This window comes from uncultured Sphingomonas sp., assembly GCF_913777625.1.
GTDB lineage: Bacteria > Pseudomonadota > Alphaproteobacteria > Sphingomonadales > Sphingomonadaceae > Sphingomonas.
Genome location: NZ_CAJYTI010000008.1, coordinates 1 through 20942, shown reverse-complemented (window position 1 = coordinate 20942; position 20942 = coordinate 1). Strand labels below are relative to the sequence as shown.

At 61.8% G+C, this 20942-nt stretch carries 13 protein-coding genes and 3 tRNA genes; 6 read left to right on the top strand and 10 right to left on the bottom strand.

Going from position 1 to position 20942, the window contains the following annotated elements; all coding sequences use genetic code 11:
* Positions 1–114: 114 nt before the first annotated feature.
* The 4 genes from QZ814_RS03980 to QZ814_RS03965 all read right to left on the bottom strand — a co-directional run bounded on the left by QZ814_RS03980 (position 115) and on the right by QZ814_RS03965 (position 3459).
* Positions 115–708 (bottom strand): PEPxxWA-CTERM sorting domain-containing protein, encoded by a 594-nt coding sequence (locus QZ814_RS03980; protein ID WP_294329795.1) that lies wholly within the window; start codon positions 706–708, stop codon positions 115–117.
* Positions 709–1534: 826 nt separating this feature from the next.
* Positions 1535–1611: transfer RNA gene (locus tag QZ814_RS03975), tRNA-Pro, on the bottom strand.
* A gap of 55 nt (positions 1612–1666) precedes the next feature.
* Positions 1667–1742: transfer RNA gene (locus tag QZ814_RS03970), tRNA-Ile, on the bottom strand.
* Positions 1743–1830: 88 nt separating this feature from the next.
* The gene (locus QZ814_RS03965) at positions 1831–3459 is read right to left on the bottom strand and encodes a histidine kinase dimerization/phospho-acceptor domain-containing protein (RefSeq protein ID WP_294329794.1); all 1629 of its coding nucleotides are present in this window, start codon (positions 3457–3459) and stop codon (positions 1831–1833) included.
* 179 nt (positions 3460–3638) lie between these two features.
* Between QZ814_RS03965 and QZ814_RS03960 the strand changes: the two genes are divergently transcribed.
* Positions 3639–4112: an Lrp/AsnC family transcriptional regulator gene (locus QZ814_RS03960; RefSeq protein ID WP_294329793.1), complete on the top strand. Its 474-nt coding sequence runs from the start codon at positions 3639–3641 to the stop codon at positions 4110–4112.
* A gap of 59 nt (positions 4113–4171) precedes the next feature.
* On the opposite strand, the gene QZ814_RS03955 is transcribed toward QZ814_RS03960, so the two are convergent.
* A complete protein-coding gene (locus QZ814_RS03955) occupies positions 4172–5455 on the bottom strand; it encodes a hypothetical protein (RefSeq protein ID WP_294329792.1) in 1284 nt (427 codons plus the stop codon).
* A gap of 258 nt (positions 5456–5713) precedes the next feature.
* Between QZ814_RS03955 and gyrA the strand changes: the two genes are divergently transcribed.
* The 4 genes from gyrA (at position 5714) to QZ814_RS03935 (ending at position 11639) form a co-directional block, all read left to right on the top strand.
* The gene (gyrA, locus tag QZ814_RS03950; RefSeq protein WP_294329791.1) at positions 5714–8458 is read left to right on the top strand and encodes a DNA gyrase subunit A; all 2745 of its coding nucleotides are present in this window, start codon (positions 5714–5716) and stop codon (positions 8456–8458) included.
* Between the two features lie 3 nt (positions 8459–8461).
* Complete coding sequence (locus QZ814_RS03945) at positions 8462–8815, top strand: DUF952 domain-containing protein (protein WP_294329790.1); 354 nt, start codon at positions 8462–8464, stop codon at positions 8813–8815.
* Positions 8816–8883: 68 nt separating this feature from the next.
* Positions 8884–8959 (top strand) — tRNA-Glu (locus tag QZ814_RS03940).
* A 460-nt stretch (positions 8960–9419) separates the two neighbouring features.
* Positions 9420–11639 carry a hypothetical protein gene (locus tag QZ814_RS03935; RefSeq protein ID WP_294329789.1) on the top strand — a complete coding sequence of 740 codons (2220 nt, stop codon included), beginning with the start codon at positions 9420–9422 and terminating at the stop codon, positions 11637–11639.
* Positions 11640–12286: 647 nt separating this feature from the next.
* Here QZ814_RS03935 and QZ814_RS03930 read toward each other — a convergent pair.
* Complete coding sequence (locus QZ814_RS03930; RefSeq protein ID WP_294329788.1) at positions 12287–13153, bottom strand: hypothetical protein; 867 nt, start codon at positions 13151–13153, stop codon at positions 12287–12289.
* Between the two features lie 222 nt (positions 13154–13375).
* Between QZ814_RS03930 and QZ814_RS03925 the strand changes: the two genes are divergently transcribed.
* The gene (locus QZ814_RS03925) at positions 13376–17122 is read left to right on the top strand and encodes a hypothetical protein (RefSeq protein ID WP_294329787.1); all 3747 of its coding nucleotides are present in this window, start codon (positions 13376–13378) and stop codon (positions 17120–17122) included.
* Here the strand turns inward: QZ814_RS03925 and QZ814_RS03920 are convergent.
* From QZ814_RS03920 to QZ814_RS19180, 4 genes are all read right to left on the bottom strand, one after another.
* Positions 17109–18218 (bottom strand): ATP-binding protein, encoded by a 1110-nt coding sequence (locus tag QZ814_RS03920; RefSeq protein ID WP_294329786.1) that lies wholly within the window; start codon positions 18216–18218, stop codon positions 17109–17111. The two genes, QZ814_RS03925 and QZ814_RS03920, sit on opposite strands and share 14 nt — an antisense overlap.
* A gap of 260 nt (positions 18219–18478) precedes the next feature.
* Complete coding sequence (locus QZ814_RS03915; RefSeq protein ID WP_294329785.1) at positions 18479–19060, bottom strand: hypothetical protein; 582 nt, start codon at positions 19058–19060, stop codon at positions 18479–18481.
* A gap of 142 nt (positions 19061–19202) precedes the next feature.
* On the bottom strand, positions 19203–19994 hold the full coding sequence (locus QZ814_RS03910) for a restriction endonuclease (protein WP_294329784.1): 792 nt from the start codon (positions 19992–19994) through the stop codon (positions 19203–19205).
* A gap of 311 nt (positions 19995–20305) precedes the next feature.
* Complete coding sequence (locus QZ814_RS19180; protein ID WP_365898069.1) at positions 20306–20764, bottom strand: helix-turn-helix domain-containing protein; 459 nt, start codon at positions 20762–20764, stop codon at positions 20306–20308.
* Positions 20765–20942: the final 178 nt, after the last annotated feature.

Below are 20942 nucleotides of genomic sequence, written 5' to 3'. Positions count from 1 at the left end.
CCGTAGTGCGCAAATGAGGCGGGAGCAGCCCGCGCCCCTGGTTTCAGCCGCAAACGCAAAAAAGGGCGGCGCCGTCGCCGGCACCGCCCCTTCTTTCAAGCCGTGTGCGACGCCTTAGGCGGCGACGACCTTGGTGCTGCGACGACGACGCACCGCCGCACCGGCCATGCCGGCGCCAGCGATCATCATGCCCCAGGTGGCCGGCTCAGGCACGCCCGACGGCGGCGACGCCAGCGTGAAGCTGCCCGAAATGGCCGAACCGGCGCCGCCGGTCTGGTTGAAGGTGAAGGTCAGCGACGCGGCGCCCGGGCTAAACGCGGCGAGCGTGCCGGTCGGCGTGAAGGTGCCGACGGTGTACAGCGAGAGAACGCTGCTCAGCGGGGAGGTCGACGCATTGAACGACGACACCGTACCCGCGAACGAACCGAAGGCGCTGCTGAAGCTGATCGCCGAACCGACCGTCGCGGTGACCGACGAAAGGACGACGCCTGCGCCAGCGGTGATGCTGCTGAAGTCACCGGTGCCGGTGCCCGACACGACTGCCGAGGTGTTGGTGAAGGTACCGCCCGCAGCGAAGCCGCCGGTGTTGCCGACGTTGAACTGCACGACCGGCAGGGTGCCGTTGATCGTGGTTGCCGCCGAAGCGACAGAAGGAGCTGCAACCGCTGCGGTGGCGGCGGCAAGCAGGGTGAGAACACGAGTGCGCATAAAACCCCCAATAAGGTTAACCGCCGACGCGGGGTCGGCGATGCCCTCCTCCACGGAAACGAATTGGACGTCAATCACAATATACGATCTGTTAAGGACAGTTACAGGCGCAAACAAGCCATGTGACCCGTTTTAGGGCACATTTGTCGGCTTTCCCCTGTTCCAGCGTGAATCGATTCAGGATCAATCAGCCACGAGGACGATCGTTTCCTGAGGAGGTGGAGCCGACGGACGAACACAGACAGCGAAAGTTTCATTGCATTTCATCTTGAAACCTAGAGCCGTCTTTGAATGACCATGCAATTTGTCTCAGCATGTAGCCATGGGGACGGCATATTCAATCCCGTGAAGGTGCCGTCAATGGTTAACGTGGACCGCGTTGACGCGGCAGCAACCGCTCCACCGAAGTATAAATTCGCTCTCTTCAAAGAACTGCTTCACAGGTACCGACGGTCCGCGGCAGTCCGTCGCATGTTGCCAGGCCTGCCTCATCACCGCATTTCATAATCACGGCAGGTCAGAGAGGTTTTGGTGTCTCCCACGGGAGGTTGGCAGGAGTTCTGCAAGAGCACCCCCGATGACAATCGCCTGGCTTGATTGGGGAGAGCGAGGTCGCGACCTATTGTGCCAATCGCCCAACGCGTGCTGCATCGTTTCTCGGCGGCCCAGGCGATCCGTCCCAGTCACAGCTCTGCACGCAAGCAACATTTTGGCCGAGCCGGAACAACGTCACGCCACGGAAGACGACGCGTTCGGCAGCACTGTCAGCGCAACGCCAAAGTGACCGCGCCGCGTAGCGTGTGGAGAAAGAGATATGCTTGGGAAGTGGTCGGGGAGACAGGATTCGAACCTGCGACCCTCTGGTCCCAAACCAGATGCGCTACCAGACTGCGCTACTCCCCGACGAACCGCGGCGCTTAGAGGGTCCGGGCGTCGGACACAAGAGCAAGCGCGGCGCTGGTGGGCCCGGCAGGACTCGAACCCGCAACCTAGCCGTTATGAGCGGCCAGCTCTAACCATTGAGCTACAGGCCCCCAGCAGCCACCCGCCCTAGCGGAGGCCACGGCGTCGCCGCAAGCCCCTCGGTGCACCAGTGGCGCGCAACTCCCGTGGCGCGCGCGGCTAGTGCCGCTGCGCCTTCTCTTTCGCTGCGGCCGTCGCCGGCAAGTGCAAGGTCAGGAGATCGGGCGCGATCCTCAGGCTGCCGCCCAGTTCGCGCGCCAGGTTGCGCACCAGCCGCAGGGCGAAGCCGGTGCCGAGCAAGGTGCCGTCCTCATCCTGTTCGTCGTCGATGCCGAGCACCGAATCGCCGGGATATTGGCCCAGCGCCTTCGGCCGATCGATCAGGATCGCAACGCGCTGCTCGCTTTCCAGCGCGAAACGGATCCGCAGGCGCTCCCCCGACGCGGTGGCCGAAACGAGCGTTGCCAGCAGCCGCGCCAACAGCCGCTCGACCGCGCGGTGGTCGCCGGATACGAACAGCACATCGTCCGCCAGATCGATCGCCGAACCGCGAAGCGCCAGCAACTCGCCCAGATCGGCGACGATGCCCGCAAGCAGAGGCTGCAGACCCACCTGCCCTTCGGCCAGGGACAGCGCCGCGCTTTCGATCCGCGCTGCGAGATCGAGATCGTCGATCGCGCCGAGCAACTCGCGCGCCTGCGCCCGTATCGTGGCCGCCCGATCGCGATACGGAGCCGGTACGGGCCCCAGCATTTCGGTCTCGATCATCTCGGCAAAGCCGGCGATCGCGTTCGTCGGCGTGCGAAGTTCATGGACGATCTGGCGCAGCGCATCCGCCTCGACCGGTGCCCGCAACGGCTCGGCCCGCTCGTCCGCGCGCGGACGCCGGCCGCTGCCGCGATAGCCGGTAAAACGTCCGGTCACCGGATCGAAGACCGGTAGCCCCGAGACCAGCCAATCCCCGCCCGCGTCCGATTCGCCTTGGATCGTCAACCGCGCATTGGTGAAGCCGGCGCGGCGGCGGAAGGCGCCGCTCGCCACCCCGTCCAGCCGGCTGCCGCCCGCAAGCCCCTGCAGATCGAGCGAAAGCCCGATCACCGGGGCTCGGCTGACCCCGTCCACCCAGCGCAGAACGCCCGAAGCATCGGTTTCGAAGCGAAAGCTGCGGGCGCGCTCCGTGGCACGAACCCGGTCGCCTGCGTCGCGGTCCTGCCGATAGCGCTCGATCCGTGCCATCAGGTCGGCGACGGCGAATAGCCCGGGAGACGCGTCGCCGAGAGCGGCGGCGGGCGCATCGTCGTCGGTGGCGGCGCCCATGTCCGCGTTCGGCACAGCCTCGGCGAGCGCGGCACTATGGTCCGGCAGGACGAAATCGGCAGGACCGAAACTCTCAAGGGCCCGCGTGACGGCCGGGGACAGATCGCGGCGATTGCGCAGGACATGGCGCGCGCCCGGCGCAAGCGAAGGAAGCAGCGCGATCCAGGCCGCCTCGTCAAGCCGCGCGGTCCGCAACACCGGCAGGGCAACACGCAGATCATCGGCCGCCAGCAACTCGACCAATGGCGCCGGCGGACGCGCACCTTCCAGCGCGCGTGCGCTGGCAATCCGCACGTCGATCGGCACCAGCGGACGGATCTCGCCCAGCACCGCCAGCGCATGGTCATCGGACGGCACGCGGCCGCGGCCGATCAGGTCGACCAACTGCCGCCACGCCAGAGGAGCACCCGTCGCCGACCGAACGTCGCCGCCCAGCACCGTCTCCAGCGTATCGTCAAACCGCAGCGCCAAGTCCGTTCTTCCCCGAAGTACCTATTGTCGAACCTGCCATCCCCATACCGCCATGCAAGCAGCTGTGGAAACAGTCCATTTCGGCACGTCGCAATGTGGGACAATTGCGTTGAAGCGTAATTTTATTATGCTACGAAGCAACCAGAAGAAACGAACCCACGCAGGAGCCCCAGAAAAAAATGCGATTCGACGATATCGACGTCCGGATCCTAGGACTACTCCAGGAAAATGGCCGCATGACCAATGTCGAGCTGGCCGACCGGGTCGGGCTGACCGCACCCCCCTGCCTGCGGCGCGTCCGCGCGCTGGAACAGGAAGGTGCCATCAAGGGATATCATGCCGCGCTGGACCCTGCCGCGCTCGGCTATAACCTGACCGTCTTCGCGATGGTCAGCCTGAAAAGTCAAGCCGAAAGCGACCTGCGCGCGTTCGAACAGCTCGTCGCGGAGATCCCCGAAGTGCGCGAATGCCACATGCTGAACGGCGAGATCGACTTCATCCTGAAGATCGTCGCGCCCGACCTGCAGAGCTTCCAGACCATCCTCACGACGCGGCTGACCACCGCCCCCAATGTCGAGCACGTCAAGACGTCGCTCACCATCCGGACCGCCAAGGCCCTGCCCGGCGTGCCCGTGCCCGACCATCAGGGCTGAACGAAAAAAGGGGCGGTCCCGCAGGACCGCCCCTCTTCCTTTTTCGCGACCGCAGAGGATCAGGAAAGCGCCGGAAGATCCAGCGCAACGGTCCACAGCGCCGCGAGATCGACGGCCGGTGCGCCCTTGACCTGACCAAAGGCCGTGCGCGCATCGTCCTTGCGGCCGAGATTGTAGAGCGCGATGCCGCGGTGCAGGCTCACCTCGTCCGTCGCCACGCTGCCCTTCTGCAGCGCCACATCGTACAGCTCCACCGCCTTGGCATAATCGCCCGAGGCGAGGAACGCGTCACCGGTCTGCGCGGCCATCTTGCCGGTTGCCGCCGCCTGCGACTGCTTGATCAGCGGGGTCAGCGAGCCTTCCGCCTTCGCCTTGGCCTGGGCCGAGGCGTAGACGCGCGCGATATCGGCGTTGCCGGCCGGGATCTTGCCGCTCGCGCGGCCTTCGTCGATCGCTGCAACGGCCTCCCAAGGCAGGCCCGCCGCGTTCACCGACTCAGCGTAATCCACATAGTCGGTCTGGTCGGCCATCACCTTGGTGGTGCGGAGCAGACGGTAGAGATCGATGCGCTGTGCCGAGGTCAGGCGCCCACCGGCCGAATCCGCGCTGCCGCGCATCACCAGCACGCCCCAGCGCCAGTTCTGCTTGGTCGGATAATCGGCGATCATCTTCTTGAGCCAGTCGGCCGTCGCGGCGCGGTTGCCGGTGGCGTACACGCGCGGGATCGCGAACTGGTACCAAGCGACCGGCGGCTTCTGACCGGTGGCCTTCACCGCCTGGATCGCGCGATCGACTTCGGCGACCGACTCGTTCGGCTTGCCGGTCTGCGCATAGGCGTTGGCGAGCGCGATCGAGATATCGAAGTCGTTGTTGCCGGCCTCGCGGGCCTTCAACAGATTGTCGATCCCTTCGGCATATTTCTTCTCGTTGAGCGCCTGGTTGCCGACGATCGTGTAATATTGCCGCTTGTAGATCGGCAGCTCGTTCGCGGGCGTGCGCGGGCTGGCGATCAGGATCGGCAGCGTCTTGGTGAGGCCGGCCATGTCGTTCTGGCCGATCTGCACGCGCGAGCGCAGATAGGCGGCATAATATTTCTCGTCGTCATTCTGCGCGACCTGATCCAGCGCGTCGAGCGCCGGGGCGGCTGCCGCCCAGTTCTTGGCCTGCACCGCTTCCATCGCCGGGGCAGCCGCCTTGCGGAAGGCATCGCCTACCTTCAGCGCGTTGGGGTCTTCCTTGGCAGCGCCCTTCTTGTCCTTCTGGGCGAGCGCCGGCGTCGCCACCAGCGCGGGCGCACCCAGCGCGAGCATAGCGGTCAGCGCAAGCTTCGAAACAAACTTCATGTGAAACTCTCCTCGTCGGCCAGGCGGCGTCGCTCGTCCCTCTAAAGGCGCACGGAACACCATTCAAGCGCGCTTGCCGTGCCGCACCCGCGCTGAATGCGCCTTGAACAATCGCCGTTGCGCACCGGAAACGTACCGAGGCGGACTTGGCTCCCATTGCTCCCCACGCGCGTGCGTACGCGCGGGCGCGGGGTTGGCAGGAGGCATGCGGGCGGCTAGAGCCATATCAGCGTAACAAAAACCCGAAAGTATGCCGCTTTGACCGACGAGACCCTGCTCGCCGACCCTTCTGACATTACTCCGATCTCGATCGTCGACGAGATGAAGACCTCGTACCTCGATTACGCGATGAGCGTGATCGTGGCGCGCGCACTCCCTGACGTTCGTGATGGTCTCAAGCCCGTCCACCGCCGCATCCTCTATGCCGCCCAGGAAGGCGGCTATGTCGCCGGACGGCCCTACCGCAAGTCCGCCCGCCTGGTCGGTGACGTGATGGGTAAGTACCACCCGCACGGCGACAGCTCGATCTACGACGCGATGGCCCGCATGGCGCAGGATTGGGCGATGCGCGTGCCCTTGATCGACGGCCAGGGCAATTTCGGCTCGATGGACCCGGATCCGCCCGCCGCGATGCGCTACACCGAAGCGCGCCTCGCCCGCGTGGCGACGGCACTGCTCGACGATATCGAGAAGGACACGGTCGACTTCGTGCCGAACTATGACGGTTCGGAAAGCGAGCCGTCGGTCCTCCCTGCCCGCTTCCCCAACCTGCTGGTCAACGGCGCGGGCGGCATCGCGGTCGGCATGGCGACCAACATTCCGCCGCACAATCTCGGCGAAGTGATCAACGCCTGCCTTGCGTACATCGATAACGGCGCGGTCACCCTCGAAGAGCTGATGGAGCTGGTGCCGGGGCCGGACTTCCCGACCGGCGCGGTGATCCTCGGCCGCTCGGGCTGCCGTTCGGCCTATCAGACCGGGCGCGGCTCGATCCTCGTCCGCTCGCGCCACGAGTTCGAGCAGCGCGGCGAGCGTCGTTCGATCGTGCTCACCGAGATCCCCTACCAGCAGGGCAAGAACGCGCTGGTCGAGAAGATCGCCGAGGCCGCCAAGGAAAAGCGGATCGAAGGCGTCTCCGACATCCGCGACGAAAGCTCGCGCGAGGGCGTGCGCATCGTCATCGACCTGCGCCGCGACGCGACGCCCGAGGTGGTGCTCAACCAGATCTGGCGGAACACGCCCGCGCAGTCGAGCTTCCCGGCCAACATGCTCGCGATCCGCGGCGGCCGCCCGGAACTGCTCAACCTGCGCGACATCATCGAGGCCTTCGTCAAGTTCCGCGAGGAGGTCATCACCCGCCGCTCGAAGTTCGAGCTGGCCAAGGCGCGCGATCGTGCGCACATCTTGCTCGGCCTGGTGATCGCGGTCACCAATCTGGACGAGATGGTGAAGATCATCCGCGGCTCGTCGAGCCCGGCGGCCGCGCGCGAGGCGCTGCTCGCCCGCGACTGGCCGATCGCCGAGATCGCGCCGTATATCCGCCTGGTCGAGGCGGTGGACACGGAAGTCACCGGCGACACCTATCGCCTGTCCGACACCCAGGTCCGCGCGATCCTCGACCTGCGCCTGCACCGCCTTACCGCGCTGGGCCGCGACGAGATCGGCGACGAGCTCAAGGAACTCGCTGATTCGATCGCCGAGCTGCTCGAGATCCTCGGCAATCGTGCGAAACTGTATGAAGTGCTGCGCGGCGAGCTGGTGCTGATCCGCGATACCTATGCCACCCCGCGCAAGACCGAGATCGCCGCTGCCGCCGACGGCATCGACGACGAGGACCTGATCGAGCGCGAGGACATGGTCGTGACCGTCACGGTCCAGGGCTATATCAAGCGCACCCCGCTCGACGCCTTCCGCGCCCAGGCGCGCGGCGGCAAGGGCCGCGCCGGCATGGCGACCAAGGACGAGGATGCGATCACCGAACTGTTCGTCACCTCGACGCACACGCCGGTGCTGTTCTTCTCCACGCTCGGCCGCGTCTATCGCATGAAGGTGTGGCGCCTGCCCGAGGGCGGCCCCGCCACCCGCGGCCGGCCGATGATCAACCTGCTGCCGCTCGCCAATGGCGAGACCATCTCCACCGTGCTCCCGCTGCCGGAGGACGAGAACGAATGGGCGAACCTCCACGTGATGTTCGCCACCGCCAAGGGCAATGTCCGGCGGAACAGCATGGACCTGTTCACCAACGTGCCCTCGAACGGCAAGATCGCGATGAAGTTCGAAGGCGAAGACGAGGACGATCGCCTGATCGGCGTCGCCCTGCTCAACGAGGGCGACGACGTGCTGCTCGCCACCCGCGCCGGCAAGGCGATCCGCTTCCCCGGCGAGGACGTCCGCGCCTTCCAGAGCCGCGCCTCCACCGGCGTGCGCGGCATGCGGCTCGCGGACGGCGACCAGGTGATGTCGCTGTCGATCCTCCACCGCTCGGGCGCGAGCCAGGAAGAGCGCGATACCTATCTGCGCTTCGCTCCCTGGAAGGGCGAGCGCGAAGGCGAATGCGAGCTTGCGCCGGAGAAGTACGAGGAGATGAAGGCGCGCGAGCAGTTCATCCTCACCGTCTGCGCCAACGGCTATGGCAAGCTCAGCTCGGCCTATGAATATCGCCGCACGGGTCGTGGCGGCCAGGGCATCACCAACATCGACAACATCGCCCGCAACGGGCCGGTGGTGGCGAGCTTCCCGGCGACCAAGGGCCATCAGCTGATGCTGGTAACCGATCAGGCCAAGATGATCCGCATGTCGCTGGGCGACCTGCGCGTGATCGGCCGCAACTCGGCGGGCGTGCGGCTGTTCAACGTCGCAGCGAACGAGCATGTCGTCTCGGCGGCACGCATCGAGGAAAGCGAGGACGAGGCCGAGAGGAACCTGGGCGACGGCGCAGTGGCCGGCGAAGCCACACCGGACGCGGTGCCGGGCGAAGACCTCGCCGACGGCGGCGAGGCCTGAGCCATGGCCGAGATGCCCCTCACCGCCTACAAGATCCTGACCCGGGACCAGATGGACACGCTCGAGCACGCGCGTGTCTTCCTGGGCGCGCCGATCGACCTGGCGGACGGCTATATCCACCTCTCCACCGCCGAACAGGCGGAGGAGACGCTGGAGAAGCATTTCGCCGGCCAGACGGGCCTGTGGCTGGCGGCCGTGGACCTCGCGGCGCTGGGCGACACGGTGCGCTGGGAGCCTTCGCGCGGCGGCCAGCTCTTCCCCCACATTTACGGCCCGCTGCCGCTCGACTCGGTGACGGCGTACAGCGAAGTCGCGTACGAGCCGGACGGCAGTCTGCGCCTGCCGGTGGCGGGCTGAAAAAAGTCTGAAAACATCGCTTGACGGCGCCGGCCCCGGAACGTAATTGGCCGCCTCCGCCAAGCAATGGCCCCTTCGTCTAGCGGTCTAGGACGTCGCCCTCTCACGGCGAAAACACGGGTTCGAGTCCCGTAGGGGTCACCAGCCTTTTCAAAGGCTTAGCTGCTGAATGGCTGCGCGAATATGCAATTTACTGCAAATTTACTGCAAAACCGTAGCTGGAAACCGGCGGACTTTCACGGATTGTTCTAGGGCCCGTGGCGTTCACATTCGTAGCTGCTCGAACGCTGGCGATTGCCTGATTCGCACCCCAAACTCAATCTTCCACCTTCCTTCGGCGCACTCGCCGGCATCATCATTTGGCGGATCGTTCCCGGCAGCTGGCGACCAGCTCCGGTCGCTCAGATCCGCGACATTGAACGGCGGCTCCAGCCGAAAGCGGTCGCTCAAGTTAGCCAAAATGCGGTGGATGCTCTATCCGGTGCAGCAGACGATACAGAGATCGTGGCGGGGAAGTGTGATGCCAGTTTCTAGGGGCCGAAAGCTTAAACGGCCAGGCGCAGTCCGGCCACATCGCAATCCCAACAAAATCGTCTTTCAGAGAATGGATTTCGGTGTTGGGGAACGACACGAGGAATTCAAGCGGGCTATCCTCGAATCCGCGCGCGATGATGTTGAGAAATATCCGGCCCTCCTCGATCAGGTGTTCGGTGTGCTGAAAGAGCGCATGCCAGAAACTGTTGTTTCAAATTTCGCCTTTTACGGCACTCGCGCGGCGATAAACAACAAGGGCGAAACCCGAACGCTAACCAAGGGTGTTGAGCAGCATCATATCGAGCTACTTCAGGCGATGGCTCTCACCTTGCCAGTCGCCCAATGGGGTAAAGCTCCCTCCACGCCCGAAGTGTTGCAGACCGTGTTCGATAGCGTTCCAAAGCTATGCGATACAATTTTCAAGCGCCGCCTCATCGCTGAAGAAGACGAAGTGGATGACGGGCAAAGAGCTCTTATGGCCCTCCAGGAAAAAATCAGGCTGCACACACAGTCGGTCAGAAATTGGGGATATTTTGGCGAAGTCAAACAGATTTGTCGAGAGTTGTACTCACCGCTCGACGTAAAACTGGAAGCGGCGGCGGGATACACCTTCAGTGATATCCTTGATGTATCCGAAAGTGTCCTGACGACAATCGAGCAGCGTGGTAACGACCACCTGTACGCTTTGAGGCGGGTGATCAACGCGCGTGATCGCAAGACTATGGTTGAAGCCTACTTTCGCGAGTTCGCTGGTCTCGTCGGCACTCCAGAGGGCTTGCTAGACGTGATACCACAAGGAACTTCGCGCGAAGGCGTTATGGCCTTCTTGATGTCGCATGCGGACCTGCGGCACTCAGCGGATATGTCCGTCACCGCCGCTGGCGTTGCCGCACTGACCGGGAAGGAGGAAGAACGTGTTGAGCGCGTTTTGCGGATGCTCTCCATAGAGCCAGGAGAGATCGCAGAACTTAAAATCGAACACATGTTTCTCTCCAATCCGGTCTGGGCCCGCCCCGGAATTTATCTGGCTGGCAGCTATATGTTCGTTATGCCGCAGGCAATCTTCAGCCACATCAATGAGATTATGTGGAACGTCGCGAGCGCAGCGAAGATTGAAAACGATTTGGTGGTTCGCCGCGCAACGTATCTTGAAGACAAAACGGAATCGGTGATCCGATCGGTTCTGCCCACGGCAGTGATCACAAAAAACGCGAAATGGATGGCCGGTACTCAACAGTTCGAAACGGACATCATCGCCGTGGTCGACAAAACAGTTTTCCTTGCTGAAGCGAAATCACATCGTTTGACCCCTCAAGGGCTGCGGGGTGCGCCCTATCGGCTTAAGCGCCATTTGAACGACATGGTGGTCGCGCCCTCCGTTCAATCCGAGCGTCTGGCCAAGCACATCTTCGCGGCGAGGGCTGGAGATGCGGACAGCCTCAAGATTACCCAGTCTCTCAGCTTGGATCCTGAAGCCGTCGATCAGATCATTCGAATATCTCTGACGCTCGACGACCTGTCGGTTCTTAGTTCATCGGAAGAGGAGATGTCTAAAGCTGGACTCATTCCCGACGGGCACAATCTTGCTCCAGCGATGCACATCGCTGACCTGTGCTGCATAGCCCATATTCTCGATGAAGAACTTCCGTTCCTTCATTATTTTTCTGAGCGATTTCACTTCCAGAAGCATTTTGACGTTCTCGGGGACGAGCTCGATTTTCTCGGTATCTATCTTTCTACGGGCTTCAACCTCGGAGCAGAGCGAGAAGATTTTCATCGCCTGATGGTATCGGGCATGTCTGGCATCATCGATCGATATTATAACGCACGAGACGCCGGAATCGAACTGAAGAAGCCTGCTCCGACGATCCACCGAATTTACAAAGAGATCGTCGACAAACTGGCGCGGACGAAGCCTAACGGATGGACCACAATGGGCATTTTCATCCTAAGCTCAGCGAGCCCAGAGGAGCAGCCAAAAGTTGAGCGGGGACTGAACAGGCTCAGGCGGTCGGCCACGCGCAAGAAGGCCAAACCGGGTCATGACTGCTTCATGGAGATCGTGCCACCGCTCAGTCGCAAGGCAACGGTGGGCTTCTACGTCCATCAGGCGGCGCATGCCAGCCTGCGGCGCGAGCATATGGAGCATTTCGCGGCGGAAGCGCTGGAACGCGACGATGCTACGAGCTGTGTCGTATTTGCCAAGAATACTGAAAACTGGTCCTCGCCTTACGAAGCTGTCTTTCTCGTCCAGCGACGTGAGAAGATCATGCGGGAATCTCGAATCTGAGGGACCAAAGTGGGTCGGCGAAAATCCCGTCGCTTCCGTGTAGCATCAGGCGGCGTCTCATGACCATTGTATCAAATTGATATAGCGTGGTGGAGCCATCTGCTGAGCCACGTCTGCTTAGTCTGGACTAGTTCTTCAAGGAAAGCAGGACTGCAAGTGGCCCGCCTTTCCGGCCCACTGCCGCTGCTCCTATTTTTCCGACGTCCGTTGTTCGGCTGAAAGTCGCCCTTTAGAAGCTGCCCCCGCTATGACTGCTTCGTCCTACAAACCGTCGGCAGCAGTCGACCAGATATTGCCGTTCACGTCTGATGGCGCGAACGTCCGGGTCTGCAAGGAGCTGCCGATCAAGCATCATGAAGCCGCCGGTCGGCAGGCGCTCAGACATTGTCGTTCGGCGCGTCGCGATGGCTTCTCGAAACAGCCATTCGGGAAGCCGCTACTAAGACGGATAGCGGGTGCTGCACCATGCGCGAACCCTGGTCGCTTCGGCGTCGTCTCCGTAATCGCAATCCCCGCATTCACTGCACACGTTGACCAGGACGACGCATCCGCACCGGCCGGCGCCGTTCCCGTTTTCGCCTATCCCGCGCGGCCCTTTTCGTCTGACGAGGGGCTTTCCACCACCCGAACGGGCCGGAGTTCGGTCGCTATGCGGCCCGACGCGCCAGCCCGGTCTCGATCAGCTGCCTCACACCTGACGAGCCCAGCTTGTTATGCAGGCCATTGTAGGTCTGCCCGCTGCCGTTCCAGACGCTGGCCTTGCCGACCAGCATGAGATCGCCGCGGAGTATCCGGTTCACCAGTCGTGCGGAATCCGGCAGGGGACCCTCGGGGTCATTTGTGAAGCCGCGGTCCCACGCGCCGCGCTCCGCATACTCCCCACCGCCAAGATCGACGAGTTCCTCGTGGTCGCGGATACGTCTCGGCGTGTCATCGTCTTCATCCGTGAGATACACCCCAGACTCCGCCAGTTCCATCTGCTCGATGTAGAGGTAGGATTCCGCCGGCTCAGCCTCGATGCGCTCCAGTCGGAGACGAACGGGCCGCCCAATGTAGACAAGACTATTGGTGACGCGGAATTCGAGACAGCCGGGCTCAGACCGCGAGAGGCGCACACCGGTGAGGTCGTAGCCGCCACCCGCTGGGAAATGGCAATGATTTTGCCCGGATCCCATGAATGCGTCCAGCACGCGCGCCATGTTTGGAAGAGTGTCCCAAGATAGGGAGGCGGAGCCGGAGGCACCCGGCACGCCGTTGATCCTCTCCACCCATTCGGCACGGCTGCGCGCACGGTATGCTTCGCGCTGGCTCATAGGTTGGCTCTGGACTGTCACGGACGGAGCCTTCGCCTGATCGATCGCGTGGTTGGCATGCGCGAAATTCTGGAAGCCTGCCTGCACGGACGCAGCATCGAGCGCAGCGCTTCTGGTCAGCGTCGAGTTGAATTGCAGCCGCTTGGCTAGCCGCTTGATGCCCGCAATGGTTTTTGGGCGCAGTTCTTTGATATCGGACATGTCATTCTCCCGATCCATACTGCCAAGCGTCGCCCGCCCACCACCTAGCAACGGATCCGAAGAGGATCGTCGTTTCATCAGAACAGTGCCGATGACGGCTTCGCTGCTGGCGGGCGGCAGGCTCCTGTAGAGAGCCTAGCGGTCAATATATGCGTCGGGTAGAAAGACGAACACCCCCTTTCATATGACTTACGCGACGACAGCATCTGCTATGCCGGAGACATGGCTCGTGAAGATATGAAATGGAATGCGTGGAGGAGCTTCGGTGCGTTGGCCGCATCGGACGCCACGCTGAGACTCTCCGGCACATCAGGTCGGCTTTCGGGGCTTACACGTCGCCTGAGCCATTGCTCATTTCATGAGCTGGCGACTGCTGTAGGCGGACTTCTCACGGAATCCGAAAACCAGCCGGCGACCTTCAGGCTCGAGATTCTCGCCACGCTCGCTGCCGTGCATGCGGATGGCGCACGCGCGCCATCCGCAGCGCATCTGCGCGAGTGGCTGAACGACGTTCTGCTGCGTGACGACATCGGACAGCTTGAGGATCCGGTCGAGGACGTCTTCGTGTCGAACGTGCCCTCTCCCGAGGGCAATCGGCGCCTTTTCGACGGACTGTGGGGAGACAATGATACTGGTGTGAGGGCGCTGCTGCAGGCAGTGCTACGCTTCGGCGACCGCGAATGGGCAGCGGACGCTCTGGTCTCCTGCCTTGCGCTGCTCAAGCTGAGTGACGTTCTTGCCGAGCGGAGCGGCCTGGAAAGATATGCTCTGTCAGCGGGACGGCCGAAGCAGAAACTGCGGATCGTCAGCAAAGACTTGGAGGAGGCGAAAGCTCGGGTGACCTTCTCGGTCAGCGACCTGCGTGGCCTCGCCATACGCGCACCGTTGCTCCGCCCGTTTGTGCTTCTGGAGGAGCATCGGGCTCAGATCGAAGGCGAGACCCTCGGCAATACGACGTTCGAGAGGCGGCCGCTCATATGGAATGGCAAGGCCATCGTCGTGGCGCTTCCGACCGCCATAGGTGCCGCCATCCGCAGGTACATCATCGAGTGCGCGCGCGAAGCGGGAGATCTGCCCGAGGTGGAGGATCTCGTCGCGAACCTCCATCTGGCTGAACTGGCGGGCCCGGGGCTGGCGGGCCTTCGGATCAAGGGCATCCGGTCACCGCAGCCCCTGATCGAGCGCTGCCGCGACTTCGTGGCTGAATTCGACGATGGCGGCGTGATCCACGTGGTACATGTCCACGAAGACCTATCCGACGCGTTGGACCAAGGGCTTCGCTCCCTTCAGCGTCTTCCCTCTGAACTGACTGCGGCCCTCATCGCGACATCGAGGGAATTGGCCGGCAAGGCGGGCTATCGCCGAGGGATGACGGTTGTCGTTCACGCGGGCATCGGCCGGGGCTTCGCGACTATGCTGCCGGAATCGATAGATGGCTGGCATTTCACGGGCATCGAGCAGTCCGACCTTGCACGCATGTGGTGCGAGCATGACTTCGACGCCCTTCGTCTGTGGAAGATCCTCGACCAGGACAGTCGCCTAGCCTCCCGGGGCTATGGGATCCATAACGTCAATGGCCTCGTCAACCTATACGGGTTCATGCAGGCGCATTCGATGGCAATCGTGCCGGACGAAGTCGCGCCCGGCCCCTTCGAGATCGCGACGAACTTCATCGCCAACGTCCGCCAGCGTCTTCGATCCCTCATCGACGCCCATGTCACGCGAGGACCCGGCGCGGGCCACTGGGTCGAGGTCCAGCGCACTGGGCTCGACGTCTTCTTCGGCGAGGTTGAAAGGCTTCCACTCTATTCGAACGTCGCAGAAGCCGTCGGCGGACGCCTGCTATCCTGTGTGGAGACGGCGTCACGTCCATGGTGGGTAGAACTGGTCGCTACAGCCGTGACGCCGACCGGGAAGTCGGTGGAGTATCAGGTCTGGGACGCGGCGCAGAACTGGCTGGTGCGGGCCGCCCCCCGCTTGGATGCTTTGCTGACCGGGCTCCCGTCCGGCAAGATCAGCATCCGTATCTCCGTCCCTGGTGCGGACGAGATCGGCGGCGCGCCACCTCCACCGGACGCAGCGTTCGGTCCGCCCAAGGTGGATCTCGATGACGGCGCTATCGTGATCGCCTGCGGAGCGGACCATCTCCGAAGTTTTGGTCGGGCCGAGAACATAGGTGAGCGCCTGATTATTGGGGCGATCATCCGCGGAGCCTTCGCTCTGTCAGGCACGGACATCGACCATGATGGGGTCGAGGCCCTGTCCATCGATATTGCCGGGTCGACGCAGGCGCGATTCTTCCACATGCTGCCGCCTCGCACACCAAGCGCGTTGGTTTATGCCGCCGCGGGTCTCGGACGGCCTCGCCTGCTCCAGCAGGAGGATATTTCATGGAGCCGCCTTGGTCTGGCCGGCGTTTCGGGATGGACCGGTGGTAGCGGCACGCTGTCTAAAGACGACGCATCCACCATTCTGAACGCCGCAGTCGAGGCGCTTTGGGCCCGCGTCCGTGCGCTAATGATAACGTTGGATCGGGAGAGGCTGGCCACCTTCACGCTGGACAATCACGATCGTGTCGCATGGGATCGGCAGCAATGGGCGCAGACCGCGTCGGCGCTTCTGGCGCTGTATCGCGACCAGTCGGACATCGTATCGGCGTTCAACCACATGGAGTCCAAGCGCGGCGTGGCATCGCTCGCCAGCCGCGTGATCGCGGAGATGGCGATATGCACATGTCCGGAGGCGGGCGGCATGGATGTCACCCAGGCCGACTTCGATCAAATGCTCGCCGATGTCGCGGTCATCATCGAGTGTGCCAACCAGAGCGACGCGATCCGCTGGGATCTGGTCGCGAGTATGCCCGTGGTCACCCCTAGTGGTGCGTTGACCTTCGACGGCTCGTTCCAGCGGACTCAGCAGCGCCCCTATTACGAGGCCCAGGGGGAGCGCGATTTTCGTGGCTCCGCGAAGGATTACGAGAGCAATTTCAGCTCAGTCCCGGCAGAATCCGCCTTGAAGATCGACATGCAGTGGAAGGCGGCGATCGAAGCCGAATACGCCATCAGCCTTCCGGGGCTGGTCCGGCTTGCGAGCGGATTGGCCAATGAGGCCGCCGCGGCTGGCAGCAACATGCTTCGTCTCACCCGGAGCGAACTGGTCGGGCGGATCGCGGGCCCCGCGGATGACGAGCCCGCGATCGACGCAGACCGCTGCTACGATGCGTTGTCGCTTCGTCCGCGGGCCGCGTGGGACGAGGATGATCCGGCCGGCGCCAAGAAGCGCGACTGGTATCCATGGCGCTTCAATCGAAGGCTTTCAATCCTTCAGCGCCCGTTCCTCCAGGTCGGCGGCGGAGAAGATCCTGTCATTCTGGTCTATCCGACCCTTCTGGACCATTTCGTCCAGCGGCTTCTTGAAACCGGGAAGGGACTGCTGCCGGTCGAGCTGTATTCAACGAAGGAGATGCGCAGCTGGATCGGCACCGCCGTCAACCGTGAAGGGCATGCGTTCAACCGTCGGGTGGCCGATCGGATGGTCGAAATCGGATGGAAGGCCCGCCCGGATGTGAAGCTGACGGAACTCGGCGGCAAGCAGAAGTTGGGAGATGTCGATGTCCTTGCCTGGCACGAGGAATCCGGGCGTGTCCTGGCCATCGAATGCAAGCGCCTTCAGCGTGCCCGCTCGATCGGGGAGATCGGGGAGAGGCTGCAGGAGTATGCGACCCTTGCTCCACCGGGTGGCAAGCGCACGCCCATCCAGAAGCATCTCGACCGGATCACATTCCTGAAGGCCCAACCGGCTGGGTTGGCCAGGCTGACCGGCATCCCGGTCGATCGCCTCCAGCTGGATTCTGCCCTGGTCACGGATCATCTGGTGCCCATGCAGTTCTCCAAGCGGGCCCAGGCCTTGGTGGATCATATCGTCGACTTCCGCAGCATCGCGGCTGATCTCTCGCCTAACCGAAGATAGAGGATTGCCGAACCTTCCGGAGGAAATCGTCGATGAACGTCGGCTCATCGAGCGACCCGACGATCCGGGGGCGCAGGGTTCGAACGACATTCGTCCGAGGGAACCAGGCACCGAAATGCTCGCTCTCGCCCAGTGATTGAAGTGCCAAGGTGATCGCGAACGGACCTTCGACTTCCTGCTTGACGAAGAAGGCCGCAAGCTCGCCCAGATAGCGTTTCACGTCCTCGTTGAACTCGTGCATTCCCAGGCGCCCTTCGCCGCTCAGCTGTCGAATGGCGAAGGCGGCATGGGCGTGCACGAACCAGTCGTCCCGGACGAACAGGCGCTCGACCCCCTGAGGCTTCAGGTCGATGGCGATGATCTCGTGTCCGTCTTCCACGGCCTTGAACCAGGGATCGGAATGCGGGTGGAACACCGGACCCGGATATCGGATCTGATCGCTCTGTTCGAAAGCGCGACGATGATGGTCGAAGTGTTCCTGCGGGAGGATGCCGATCCTGAGCGCCTGCCGCATCGCCAGGCATCCAGCGGCCTGCACTCTGACGTCTTCGCTGGCTGTGAGATCCTCGAGCCGTGCCATCCACGCCGACTCCTCCACGAACCGGCTTCGCAGCATCCCCGGGTCGATCGGAAGGTTCCGAGCGCCCGATCGGATCAGATAGCCTCCGGAGAGACGGTTCATGAATGGCGCGCCGGAATGCTGCGGAATCTGGATATCGAGGATAAAGCCGGCCTCAAGGTGCAGCGGCACAACCTGAACGTCCACTGGAACTGGCGCTATGCTGTCCTGGATGAGCGTTTGGATCCGCAGCGCTGTTTTATCGGCGTCACCGGGAATTGGACGGAAGCTGTCGAACCGGCCACCCTTCTCCTCTACGCCCACCACGATGCGTGCGGGCCCTCGGTTGAGGAAGGCCACGACATCGTCGAGCAGACGGATCTTTCCCTCGACCTTGTCGATGTTCACCTCGCGCTTGAAGTCGAGGGATTGGCTTTCCTGCAGGCCACCGTCGGCGATCTGCGGGATGGTGAGAGGGGCGAGCGTCCTGCGGCGTCGCTCCGGCCTGTCTGGTTCAGTCACGGTCACCTTGATCATGGCATTGCGTCGTCATCCAAGAGGAACTGGACCGGGCGGGCGGATTTAAGATCAACTGCCGACCGAATTTGGCGATAGCTGTCGTATAGCGGACCGTATCGGAATGACGGCTTCGTCCCACGACGCAGCGTTCGGCCTCCGGCAGCAGTCGACCAACTCACGACATTGTCTAGTGGCGAATGAATGTCCGCTTGCGGCAGAAGCTGCTATTGCCCCAGAAATCTGCACCAGTAGTTAAACGCAGCGTTTAGGGGTTCGGTTCAACAGATCGGCTTCAGTGAGATTCCCGGGCCCATTTGTTCCGGGTCAATCGTGACGATTCGGCCATCATCTGCCAAGATAACCTGCAGGTCTCTCGGTGCCTTTTCGGCTGCGGCCCTAGTCAACTGATCCCATGCTGCACAAAGCTTGTTCCGCAAGGCGGGGCTCTTGGCCGCAATAATCCTACCAATTGACGAGAACTGCGTCGTCGCTTTGTAGGGACCCATTCCCTCAATATGCGTGACGAGCAGCGCAGCTGCCTTAGTCTCATCCGCGAGATAATCGATAACTTCTATGCTGGGGCCAAATACGCTCGGCACGTCATATCCATGGCAGCCGAGCACGCCAAAGTTCATCGCTTCCTTGTCCAATTTTTCCCGCTGCTGAACTATCGTATCACTTTTGGTTACATGTGCCAGCAGGACGCCGATCAACGGATCGGCGGCGAGTCGATAATAGACCTTCCAGCTTGATCCATACCCAACAGTGTTTCCACCGCGGCGGGAATTTATATCCACTGTTTCAGCCGTAATCCCGATTTCTTCGAGGAGATCGATATACTCTTTTACTGGCAAATCCATAATAACAATCTAACTTAATTGAATTTTAAATTCGTATTTGTTGATAACAATATTCATTATATCTCACTATAATTCATGACCTTCCGCATTAAATTCTAATGAAAGAACGGACCGCTCATATTGGAGCATTATGGCTTGCCCTCTAAAGTCCGTACCACCTACCCCAGTTTGACGGGAACAATCTTTGCTGGATACCGCTCTCGTATTGAATCCGTGTTTTGAAGAATTCGGATGACAATGTGTGTTCCGATTGGACCATTTCAACATGCTTGATCCAGTCGTTGAAAGCGTGGGGATGGAGTGAATGATAGACATCAATGGATCCGAGGAGACTACCTCCCGAAATGCATTGCTTACAGCCATATTGATACTCAAGTTCTCCCGATCTATTCACTTCCAAGGCCGCTATCGCATCATGAACCTTGGCCCTATTAAGGATATCGAATCCACATTTTTGGCAGGGCAGCGGAGCGTAGGTTTCGGGCGTGACGTTAGACCACTGCGAGAATGAGCCCGGCAGACCATATTTTTGAAGTATGGTACTATCCAGCTGCGGAAGGAGATCGGAGATGGCACTCTTGTCAAAGATCTTGACCTCAAACCCTTCCGTGGCTGGCGAGTTAAGTACGTCTTGAAGCGACGTCGAGATGACTGTGGAGTAAAAGCCGATAAAACCGCCTGCCCGGTGCCGACGCAGCCGATCGCCAATCGATTGCTCGTCGCTAACTCCAACTGCTTTGCCGGCCGCGTGCTTGTGTTTGCAGCTGACGAGGTAAGTGCGGCCATTGCGCGCGACGAGCATATCCCTGCCGCCGTCCGAACCGCGCGCCGGTCCTATCAAAACTTCAAAGCCGAGGCTAAACAGTACGTCGGCGGCGAAAAACTCCCATTCCTCCCAGGTCATTCCCGCGAAAAAATCGTCATACACGTTCATCTGTCATTTCCCGACCATTCGATCCGATTGATAAGCTGGTAATCGGAATCAGTAAGGACACGGTCGGTAACACAGCCGAGGGAATGCGTGAATGACCGCTATCCCCAGTCATGTTCCCATCATCTGCCTCCTTCAATCCACGGGACTTCGCGTTCAAGAAGACAGGAATGCACCGCTCTCCAACGTCGGCTTCTGGCGGCGGCCGACGCTCAAGCTGCCTTACCTGAACGTCGGAAATGTCCCAAATTCAGTCTTACCTCGCGGGTCAGCTTTAGGAATGTTCCATAGCAGAGGCCGGAGCCAAAGCTATGTCAACGAGAGGGCGTAAGGTGGGATGAACGATCCACGCCGGCCCCGTCGTCCCGATCATAGAGCGCAAAAATCATACGCTCTACAATGCCATCTTCAGCTTCCCTGCGCCTCCCCTCGTCCGCCGACGAAAGATCGCGCCAAACCGCCTCTGGGGTCGAGGCAAGGCTCGCCGTCAGAATAGCGTTGGCCAAAAATGGGTGCATCACTTCGGCCAAGGGCGGGCGGGCCTGATCGCACGCAGCCGGACGGTCACGCTGAAGCAGCGCGTCGATGCTGGTCATCGGCACGAGGGTGATCGCCCCCACCTTGATCACCTCGATCTCACCAGCCTTGATCAGCTCGTAGAACTTCGACCGACCGATGCCGGTGATGCGGCAGGCATCAGCAATCCGCAGCGTGATTGGCGACAGATCGGCATTTGGCCGGCTTGGCATAGGACGCATGGCACGCTCCTTCATCTGCCCCTCCCCTGTTCTGGGGATTGACGGTTGGCGATGCGATTGTTCGTGTTGAGGTGGTCCCGGAAAACTGAACAGGTTGCTAAGCTAATCTCGACGTGAGGAACGAACGGGAATGAAGACGACGAGGAAGCGCTACAGCGCGGATTTTAAGGCGAAGGTGGCGCTGGAGGCGATC

Bases quoted from the DNA above. Each gene is read 5' to 3' on its own strand.
- QZ814_RS03925 (WP_294329787.1), top strand. From the start codon at position 13,376: ATGGCTCGTGAAGATATGAAATGGAATGCGTGGAGGAGCTTCGGTGCG.
- QZ814_RS03945 (WP_294329790.1), top strand. From the start codon at position 8,462: ATGGCCGAGATGCCCCTCACCGCCTACAAGATCCTGACCCGGGACCAG.
- QZ814_RS03920 (WP_294329786.1), bottom strand. From the start codon at position 18,218: ATGATCAAGGTGACCGTGACTGAACCAGACAGGCCGGAGCGACGCCGC.
- QZ814_RS19180 (WP_365898069.1), bottom strand. From the start codon at position 20,764: ATGAAGGAGCGTGCCATGCGTCCTATGCCAAGCCGGCCAAATGCCGAT.
- QZ814_RS03955 (WP_294329792.1), bottom strand. From the start codon at position 5,455: ATGAAGTTTGTTTCGAAGCTTGCGCTGACCGCTATGCTCGCGCTGGGT.
- QZ814_RS03980 (WP_294329795.1), bottom strand. From the start codon at position 708: ATGCGCACTCGTGTTCTCACCCTGCTTGCCGCCGCCACCGCAGCGGTT.
- QZ814_RS03960 (WP_294329793.1), top strand. From the start codon at position 3,639: ATGCGATTCGACGATATCGACGTCCGGATCCTAGGACTACTCCAGGAA.
- QZ814_RS03915 (WP_294329785.1), bottom strand. From the start codon at position 19,060: ATGGATTTGCCAGTAAAAGAGTATATCGATCTCCTCGAAGAAATCGGG.
- QZ814_RS03930 (WP_294329788.1), bottom strand. From the start codon at position 13,153: ATGTCCGATATCAAAGAACTGCGCCCAAAAACCATTGCGGGCATCAAG.
- QZ814_RS03935 (WP_294329789.1), top strand. From the start codon at position 9,420: ATGGATTTCGGTGTTGGGGAACGACACGAGGAATTCAAGCGGGCTATC.
- QZ814_RS03910 (WP_294329784.1), bottom strand. From the start codon at position 19,994: ATGAACGTGTATGACGATTTTTTCGCGGGAATGACCTGGGAGGAATGG.